Here is a 9,863-nt window from a genome sequence, read left to right on the forward strand (position 1 = left end):
GTTCAGTGTAGCCTATCCATACTTTGATTTACTGTTAAACAACTTTTTTATTTTTGACAGTACCATCGAGGATTATTTGCTATTTCGCTCTAAATATTTTTCCGTTTTCGAGAAAAATTAAGATAACCATTGATAGAATTATTAATTCTAATTTAACTCAAAAAAAGATATCAATATAAAATCGAGCCAGCTTTTTGACACCTAAAGCTTTTAGCGGAGGAGTTGCCGCCAATAATACTGAGCCACTACGATTTACATCACCAACTACAGCAAGTTTCGTATATCGCGGGTCTAAGCCTTTTTTAACGCAACTAACAGATGCATAGAAGCTACGTAAGTCAACAAAACATATAGTCCGGTTAGGTAAAAGGGAATAATCATACATAATTAATACATCTCCTTAAAAGAACATTCGTTCCGTTTATATTATATACGAACTAACGTTCTTTTAAAAGATGAATTTATAAAGTGTGAAGTAAAAAATAGGTAAGATGATATCGTTGCATCATCGTTTTTAGATGATTGGCAGTGGAAAAACTATTTTTAATTACATCATAATGCAGATTTCTTACGAGAATTAGTAGTCGATGACTTAAAACATGGGGATACATTCGATGTTAATCTTTACATTGGTGGTAAGGATACCAGTATTGTAAAGATATATCTATTAAGTGAGAATGAAAATGAAGAAATAAACATGCAGATATAAAACAATTTATGAATTAAGTATCTCGCATAATAATAGTAGTCTTGTTACACCTATTACTTCCGTTTATAAGCCAGGAACATATGTAGCTTTTATAAAACTTGGAGAAAATTATTATTATGGGGGCAGCTTTAGAATTACAAAATAATTAAAGTTAATTTCACCTGGGATAATACTTTTGGTATAATTTATGTATAATAAAATTATAACTCATTTAATAGTCTAAGCGTTTTAATTGACCAACGATCGTTTAGGCAATGAGTTATGCCCCTTGGAAAAGGTGCCTTGCAGCAGGGGTGCCTTTTCTTTATATTTTAGCTTTAAATTAGTTTAATTAGAAAGGATATAGTTAAAAAGTACGATGATGAAATTGTAATTGAAATGAAGCATGTACCCCATATGAATATTTTTATATTTAAGAAAGAAAATCATTTGAGTAATGGCTGGCATACCAATAATAATTAAACATTGTACCCAGTTAAAATTATACGTAGAAAGATGGAGTAGTCCAAACGAGCTTCCAGACAAAATTAAGGAGATTGTAATTGAAGAGACAGGACTTACTATGAAGGAACGTATGATTTTGTGCCAAAAGAATAGTAGAGAAGTAAACATAATATTTTCACCAATTATTTGAATTGCAATTCCAGGTGTTTTAAGAAACATATTTGTAAGTCCTTCATTTTCATGGGGATTAGATGTCCCGTGAAATGTTGTAAAAAAAGTCAGTACATACAAAAATAACAACATTACACCGAAAATAATAAAAGCACAAAAGAAAGATATTTTTAGCTGCTGAAAGGTAATTTTCCTGAAAAATAAACACCTTTGATTCCGCATTATAAATAGAAACACAAATGTGATAGGAAACGAAAAATATAGTGCTTTAATTATATACAGCGGCATTATATCTATGCTATTTACATATTTAAGGTCAAATGAAGGATAAGGTAAATATACAGTAGCAATACTTAATAAGACTAGCAACAGGAGCTGCAGATAAGTTTTAGTTTGCACTAAGCAATCTAAGTAGGCATTAGCAACACTAGCCGCATTTATAGGCTTACGTAGGTATGTTTCCTTACATTCTGTAAAAAGTACTTTCATAATGTTCCTCCATTTTTTAGGTATACCAAATTTATGTTACCTGTTCTAACTACTCATTCTCCCCCACTTTTATTGAATATACGCGTTAATTTTTAAATAATGAACAACTCTGTCTTTATAAAATTTCACGTACTGTATTTGTAATATACTTATTGAAATAGTTACTAAGGGGTTTGGGGCTTTGTAGCTGTGGATTTTAAATAAAGTCGTGATGTTTACAAAATGGATGCGATGTTTTGAATAAAGTTGCGATGCTTCCCCCGCCTTTGGATATGGTTACCTAAAGGAGGGGGATAGCCGAGATATACACGTTATCTTAACTAAGAAAATTAAAAAACGAATTTAAAAGGGCCCTTACGTTGAATACATGTAGTCAACGTAAGGGCGGATTATGTAAAATGACAATAAAGTTGTTTAATTTTTGATATGAAATACTCCACTGCACTTAAAAATACAACAATAAAGTCGTTTAAATCTAAGTGTTATTGCACAATCGCGCCCGATTGCGGAAGATCATCTACTTTTATGGATACTACTTAGAGTTTCCCATTCCATTAAAAATTCCTTCTCGGAAGTTTGTTCGTCCAATAATTCCTCTTTGATTACAAAACCATTTCCCGAATAGAAATTAACGGCTTTCTCATTTTTCTTGTACACTTTCAGTTGTATATTTTCCCTTCGTCCTTTTATAAAGTTTAATAATCTTTTTCCGTATCCTTGGCCTTGGTGCTTAACATCAATAAACAGTGCAGCCAAATAATCGTCAACCATTGAAACAAAGCCCACAGTTTCTTCTGCGGAACTAATAATAGAAATATCTTTCCCGAGTTCTTTTTTTATATATAATTCTAAATGTGGATAATGGGTACAACCAAGAATCAAAGTATCTATGTCTTCTTTAGTTAATGATGATAAAGCTTGTTTTACTTGTTGTTCCACATATACTGTGTCGTCTAATCGATTTTCTATTACTGTAGCTAATGTTGGGCATGCGAGGCTATGTACTTTTAAATTTGCATGAAGCTCTTGTAAAGCTTTTGCATACATATCAGATCTTATCGTGCCTGTAGTCCCAATTACTCCTATCTTTCCTTGCTTGGTCACCTTAATTGCTGCCCTTGCTCCTGGATGTATAACTCCAAGAACTGGAATAGGAAGTGATGCAGGGTTATCTCTATAAAATACGTCTGTACAAAAATCCTAAAACATACCTAATCCCTTATTAAAAGGGTATTTACTTTTTTATAATTGTACATAAATAAACAAGTAAAATAATTTAAAGTACCTTATGTCACTTAAAATCTGAATTCAATAAATTTATAATCAAAGAAATATTAAGTTACCCCCCAATGTTTGAGCCGTTTTTTAATTAACCTGCCAATATATAACTTTTATGCATATTAAAATAAGACCACATTTAACGTGGCCTTATTACTTCATATTTTAATACCCTCTTGTACCTCTGTATCCCCTTTAATTATTTTTTGCAAAGTGTTTTCTAACAATTCTTCAAGCTCAGTCGTTTCTTCATTCGGACTCAATCCGAATAACCTAATTTTATATTGCTCAAATGGGTCTATATTATGACTATCATTGGTTGTATGATTTGGATAAACAGCCCATACCTCCTGAACAGGGTTAATTCGATGACGAAAATCCTTTGATTTACTATTTTCAAATATATAGTTGGATTGGATATTTTGGCGATAGCTAATTAATTGCATCGTTGTTCTATTTTGATAACTTATAGATGCCGATCTCCAAACATTTTTTCTTGGTCGATATTTAAAATCAACTATTAACGAACCGATATATTCATTCTTCTTATAAACATCAATCCTTGTGTCGGGTCTATTGTGTTTACTACCACTTACATGTAATGGTTTTTCTCTTGTTGTTTTAGTTCCTTTATTAGGGATTTCTTCATCATATACTAAATGTAACTTAATATCATCTTTCATATAAACAATTGCTGTGCTAGATTCTAAGAATGGGATATTAATATTTTTTTCCTTATATTTTTCATCATATATCCACCCACTAACAACTTTGAATCCTAAACTTTTACTCTGTAATACTTTCATAAACTTAATGAATCCCCATATTTCATATAACTTGTCCGTTCGTTTCCAATAAAAATCATATTTCGAATCTTGCTTAATAGAGAACTCTTTATCATTTAACATGCGATATACCTTAAAAATACGTTTATAGCGAACATCTAAATTTAATACATGAGGAATTCGCATCGGTTTTTTTGTTGAAATAGGTTTTGCCCATTCTTCTAATAATAATGCTTTACATTCAATTCTGATTTTCGTAATAAATTTAATATAGCCTCTTAGTTCTTCTAATGACTTTTCTTTCGTTTCTACTCGAATTTGGTTATATTCATGAATAAATCGTTTTTCTTCTTTTAATTCGTTTGTTAATTTCATGATATATTTATCAATAAATATGGCTGCACTCTTCATTTCTTTTACAATGAAATTCATAATATAGACTATCCATTGATTTTCGATAATATTGTAATTTTCATAATAATTCGGTGTATAAATTTCATTCATACTTTCAGGGTGTTTCGCTCGGTATCGAATGCTTTGTGCATCAACAAAACTATTTTTACCTACTGGTACAAGTGAATATTTCTTACTGATCTTCAACCTTGGTTGTTCCCGGATTGCTAGTATTGAATTGATTAGCTTCTGATATTCACTTTTTAACACATAGATTTTACGTAACATGTCCACAGGGATAATATCCGAATCATCTTTATCAATGCTTACATTTTTCCTAATTAAATCTTGCGCTAACCCTTCGAGTGTATCTTGCACTTCCTTTTTCATTACTTCCCATTGTTCCTCTGTAATTTGCTTTGGAACAACCTTTACTAATGAATAATAAGCCTGATTTTGATACATGACCTTAATTCGGTAATAACCTGGTATAAGCGGGTAATATTCAATACGGTTAGGAGCTGACTGACGTTGAAATGCTTGGTACGTATCATCAACAGTTTTATAGATTGTTACATATTCTGGTGAAGGAGGAAAATATACATTCTCCCCTTCATCTACATCAAGTAGTCTTACCGATAAAATATCTAACCCATCCATATAAAACCTAGCATTAAAATCATCACAGTCAAAACAGAGCTCCATATCTACATTTTCCGTAATTTCAAGTATATTTTTTTCATTAATTTCATATAAATCATTTTTGTCCGTAACAAAACTGGTTAGTTCTTTTAATTTATAACCGCTTTCTCTAAAATGTACACTAAATGGTATGCCCATGTAGTTGCAGCTCCCTTGACTTATCTATCAAACATTCGCGTGATTTTGTAAAATCAGAGATTTGTTTATATTCATCAAATAACTCTTGTAACTTACTATCAAGCACTTTTTCCTCATTAATATCATAAGAGCCTAGTACCTTATTCAATTGTTCTTCTGACCCTCTAATTTTTGTCATTACACGCTGGACTAATTGAATATCAATTGCTTCTGATTTGGTTAGTGGACCAAATTCCGGTATGTTTTTTACATATTTTTCAATTTGTTTAATAATACGCCACCCTACACCAATATTTTTATTGTATTTTGACAGCAATTTATGTAGATTCCAAAAGAACGCTAATTCATCTTCGTTTAAATCTGAATCATCTTCTTTACGATTAATAAATGTTTCAAATTCATTATAGTAAACGGTTAAACTTTTAGTTTGAACATTCGGCTGAGCCTTATCATCTTTTTGTTTCTTTAGCTTTTTTATTTTTAAATACTCGTCAAATGAATTCACTGTTAAGCTAATGACATTTGCCCTATCAAGTACCTTATCAGAAAAATGATGTGTTGATTCATCAACATTGACCGTTCCAACAAAAATCACATTTTTACCAATTGCAATTTTCGGTGGATATGCATGTGAATTATGAATACGGTTTTCATATTCTTCATTATAAAGTTGTAAGAAGCGTTTCCCGTCTTCCATTTCCAATACAGATAGAAACTGAGAAAAATAATGTTCAACTCGCGCAAGATTCATTTCATCAAAGCAAACAATGTAAACCGAATCAGAATCTCTTTCAGCATCAATTAATAAATTAACAAGACCAGAATCACCAGGTCGGTAAATATTATTTAAAGTGTCTAGATAGCCAATTAAATCCGCATCGTCTTGCCAAAATGGTCTAACAGGAATAAATAAGACTTTATCAGAACTTAAATGCAGTGCACCTGCGTATTCTTGAACCAGTTTTGATTTCCCGGTACCACTCATCCCAGATAAAATGACTAAGCTGCCTGTTTTGATAGCTGTATGAAAATTATATAGGTCTGCTTCATCATAAATTAAACCATTTTTCTCAGTATACTGAACAAAGCGTTTCATGAATTTCTCTTCATTATTAAATGCAGTTTCTTTAATATTTTCCTCTTCACTCATTTCAGACTTTTGTTCTTCCTTATAATCATTATTATTTTCACCATCTAATTCAATATCACTCGGTTCAATAACTTTTGCATTGCTCCATGTATCTTCAATGTCACTATACCGTTTCCATGGTAAGAATAATATGTCTCGACTCACATAACTCTCATTTAAAATGTCTTCTGATACCTCAAGGGTCCCTATTTTCCCTTCAGGTATAAAACGAAATCCAGCAAATGCGTTTGAGAAATTATCGAATTCGCCATAAAGGGAGATAACCATATTATTATTTTCTCCCCATGCAATATACTTCGGGCAATCATTTTTCTCCTTTGAAATATGGTTATTTAACCCAACAAATCTTTGTTTATGTAAGGCACTTTTAAAATCGTCCAATTTCATTTTTGAGATTGCTTCATTAAAAATAGGAATCGGAACTAAATGGTCCCCTTCTGTATATGAATCCGCTTTCTTTTGAATATGAATATTCTTTGCTACATAAAATTCCATATTTGATTGTGTACTACGATTCATTTCTACTTTAAAGAATAAAATATAAGAATGTAAAAATTCCTCTAGTTTAACGATTCTATTATCGTCTGTTTCTGAAGTATCATCAACAAAACCCCATCGCTCTAATTCTTCTCCAAAACAAGTAACCATTTTTACAGAATCAGGAAAACTCGATGGTACGTTTGAGATAATTTTCAGATAGAATTGCAGACTATTTTGTTGATTCATAATAATTGGCTTTCGACCAAGGATTTGTGTTTTTTCCATGTCAGATTGAGTTGCTAAAACTCCTGCAATATCTGCATCCCACTTCTTTAACGGTGCCATATCTATACCCTCACTTCAACTTTTTCAATATTCTTCAATGCGTTCATTAACTTTAAATAATCATCGAAATATTCAACATTCTCCATAAGATTAAAATGAACATTGTGCTGCAGTTCCGTACGTTCTCGATTGTTTAATGTAAATGGTAACACCCAACATTTATCACTCTTTGGAAATTGATAACTTTTAAATTCAATATTATTTAAGATTTCTATATTTATATCTGGGGTTTTTGTTTGTATAATATTCATTGGTCTACCAATTATTATTATTCTTAATTTGTCACCCTCATCCCTAATATTTTCCTGATCATATAATTCAAATAACTCTTCGTATTCCTTGTTTGTTTTTGTTAGCTCAATCATTTCTTTCTCTAACTCTTCATGAGCTTTAACAAAGGATTTATTCTCTTTCACTAATTCTTCGAATCTTTTATTCAATTCTGATTCTTTATTTTTATGATTGGCTATTTGTTCTTCATATAGTCTCTTACTCTCATTTAATTGCTCTTCGTGACTTTCCTTAATTTTATTTAATTGTTCCTCGTGACTTTTCTTAGTTTCATTTAATTTGGATGTCCATTGTTTTCGGTCATTTTTTATTTGCCCCTTTAATGTCTTGTTTTCATCCACTTTCTTCTTTAAATCGCTTCTTGCTTTCAAAAGGTCAGCCTCTATTTTTTTAATCTTGGCTTCAAGGGTCTTAATTGACTCTTCTTTCTTCATATTCATAACCTTTTTATCAGTTGATTCAACTTCTTCACTTTCAACTGAGTTTGGTAATTCATCTAATTTTTCACAGAAATATGTATATACATTAATCGCCATTTCTTCATTTTTTTCTTGTACTAAATAAAGTAATGTTTCTACCAAATTCTTTTTACTTTCAACTCGTTTAATAATTTTCTCTAAATCCAGCTCAAAATCTTCATCGTTATTTTTTATCAACGAGACATCTTGGATAAATTGTTTTATTTTTTTTAGATTCGCTGGCTTTAAAAATGTATTTACTACAAATGGGTGATTTTCTTTTTTTATATCTTGTGCAGAATTTATACGAAAACCTCTTACGACTATCTTTATTTTACTTTTAAAGATATACAACAACTCGTAATCTAGTTCTTGAAACAACCATTTCCAAAATTGCTTCTGTTCCATTTTCCTTCTCCTTATAGTCATTTTTCTTAGGTTCAAATACGATTAAGTCATCTTATTCATCTCTCCTTTATTCTTAAATTTATCATATCATACTATTTTCCTATTTTTTCATTATTTGAGATTCCCCCCTAGACAAATTCTAAATATTCTTCCCTGACAATGAACATGAAATATTGAGTATTTTAACTTTGCAATTTAAGGTAGTTTAATGATTTTTCAAATATGGTAAATATCTCTAAGTACTTCTCTCATTTCCCTCAAGTACTTTCTACAAATGCACTTTTTACAATTGCACATAAAAAGAAGGTGGAACATCACCTTCTTTTCATTCATTAATATGTCCTTACATCAATACATAAAGTATTATAAATTCCCTCAACATTAGCTTTCTATACTTGATATACTGAAAAAATCGGAGGTTATTACAAAATTACATCTAGAGCAAGAATTATAATGATAATATATACTATAAGGATAACTTTGCCCATCCCCCGAAAAGGGGTATTAATACAAAATATTCCATATTGATTACAAACTAATTTGGAATTCATTCTTATTTATTTGAGTTGTAACAAAAACGAACGTTTATGTTACAAATCGAACAACTAAGGCTGAACCCTAAATTCGTCCACAACTAATATGGAATATTTGGTCTTAATACCTTTCTTGGCAAGAATATAAAATTTCACGCAGCGTAGTGTAAATAAAAAAACAAGCTACATACAGCAGAATTCATCTTAGGGGCAGCAAAGCAGGAATTAGTAAAAAATTCAATTTATTTTATCAGCATTACGCTTAACGTACAGTAAATGGGGTCAGTTGTGTCTAAAATGTATCTAAACGTACAAAATTCTTTTTTTGATATGTAACACCAATTAAAATAATTACCTGATATTTTAAGATATAGAATATTATGCAAAAAACCGTTTTAAAAAAACAATATGTGTTGTATTCTAATTATAGGAGATACTGGATTAGCTTATTACATAACTAATATATGTATCTCTATTATCATATTAAAAATTATAAACAATGGAGGGTAGTTTTATGAAAAAAAGGTATTTATCCAAAGTCGCTTTACTTGCATTATCTACATCAATTTTAATCCCTACAACAGGTAATCCCGTATTTGCTGAAACGCAACCTACCACAACATCAAAGCCTACAGAAGAAGTAATTTACGATAAAGAATACCAAGAAAAACTTAATAATATGAAGCCTTTTATAGAAGCTTATGATAAAAAAGGAAATCTAATTAAATCCTATTCTGAAGAAGAAATTGAACAACTTCAGCAAGAAATATTAGCTCCTGATATTTATAAACAACCTGAAAATAATGGAGAACCTTTTACTGCTACTTATGATGAAAACCGTAACATGATTAGTTCATCAGATACTAATCTTCTTAACGCTCATAAATCTGCTTTAGAAAAAGTAAAAGCGGCTGGTTTGACAGTCTATAATTATCAACCAACACAATTTGGCAGTAGTATATATATTGGTGGCGGAAGTGGAAAACTTTTTTCTAAACCTCAGAGTGTAGTAATTGATGCCAAGAAAAAATTCTCATCAATGGCTGTTCGAGTAATACAAGATGGTTCAGAAGTAGGAAGTATAAAAGT

Annotated in this window: 5 protein-coding genes and 3 pseudogenes; 2 read left to right on the forward strand and 6 right to left on the reverse strand. The window is 30.7% G+C overall.

Annotated elements, in window-relative coordinates; genetic code table 11:
• Positions 1-175 precede the first annotated feature (175 nt).
• Positions 176-385 (reverse strand): annotated as a pseudogene (locus V7183_RS21760) (hypothetical protein); the annotation flags it as partial.
• Between the two features lie 120 nt (positions 386-505).
• On the opposite strand from V7183_RS21760, the pseudogene V7183_RS21765 reads away from it, so the two are divergent.
• Positions 506-854, forward strand: a pseudogene (locus tag V7183_RS21765) (DUF5065 family protein); the annotation flags it as partial.
• 182 nt (positions 855-1,036) lie between these two features.
• Here V7183_RS21765 and V7183_RS21770 read toward each other — a convergent pair.
• The 5 genes and pseudogenes from V7183_RS21770 to V7183_RS21790 form a co-directional block, all read right to left on the reverse strand.
• Entirely contained in the window at positions 1,037-1,813 is a 777-nt protein-coding gene (locus V7183_RS21770; RefSeq protein WP_335360804.1) for a hypothetical protein, read from the reverse strand.
• 513 nt (positions 1,814-2,326) lie between these two features.
• Positions 2,327-2,974, reverse strand: a pseudogene (locus V7183_RS21775) (GNAT family N-acetyltransferase); the annotation flags it as partial.
• A 275-nt stretch (positions 2,975-3,249) separates the two neighbouring features.
• Entirely contained in the window at positions 3,250-5,109 is a 1,860-nt protein-coding gene (locus V7183_RS21780; protein WP_335360805.1) for a DUF2357 domain-containing protein, read from the reverse strand.
• Positions 5,093-7,084 (reverse strand): McrB family protein, encoded by a 1,992-nt coding sequence (locus V7183_RS21785; RefSeq protein ID WP_335360806.1) that lies wholly within the window; start codon positions 7,082-7,084, stop codon positions 5,093-5,095. Before V7183_RS21785 ends, V7183_RS21780 begins: the two co-directional genes overlap by 17 nt.
• A gap of 2 nt (positions 7,085-7,086) precedes the next feature.
• Positions 7,087-8,241 carry a hypothetical protein gene (locus V7183_RS21790; protein ID WP_335360807.1) on the reverse strand — a complete coding sequence of 385 codons (1,155 nt, stop codon included), beginning with the start codon at positions 8,239-8,241 and terminating at the stop codon, positions 7,087-7,089.
• A 1,047-nt stretch (positions 8,242-9,288) separates the two neighbouring features.
• On the opposite strand from V7183_RS21790, the gene V7183_RS21795 reads away from it, so the two are divergent.
• Positions 9,289-9,863: hypothetical protein (locus V7183_RS21795; RefSeq protein WP_335360808.1), on the forward strand; the 575-nt coding region annotated here is incomplete at its 3' end.

Origin of the sequence: Bacillus sp. JJ1127 (assembly GCF_036965845.1) — a bacterium.
Lineage (GTDB): Bacteria > Bacillota > Bacilli > Bacillales > Bacillaceae_G > Bacillus_A.

Coding starts and splice junctions, on each gene's coding strand:
- V7183_RS21770 (WP_335360804.1), bottom strand. CDS start 1,813: ATGAAAGTACTTTTTACAGAATGTAAGGAAACATACCTACGTAAGCCT.
- V7183_RS21780 (WP_335360805.1), bottom strand. CDS start 5,109: ATGGGCATACCATTTAGTGTACATTTTAGAGAAAGCGGTTATAAATTA.
- V7183_RS21785 (WP_335360806.1), bottom strand. CDS start 7,084: ATGGCACCGTTAAAGAAGTGGGATGCAGATATTGCAGGAGTTTTAGCA.
- V7183_RS21790 (WP_335360807.1), bottom strand. CDS start 8,241: ATGGAACAGAAGCAATTTTGGAAATGGTTGTTTCAAGAACTAGATTAC.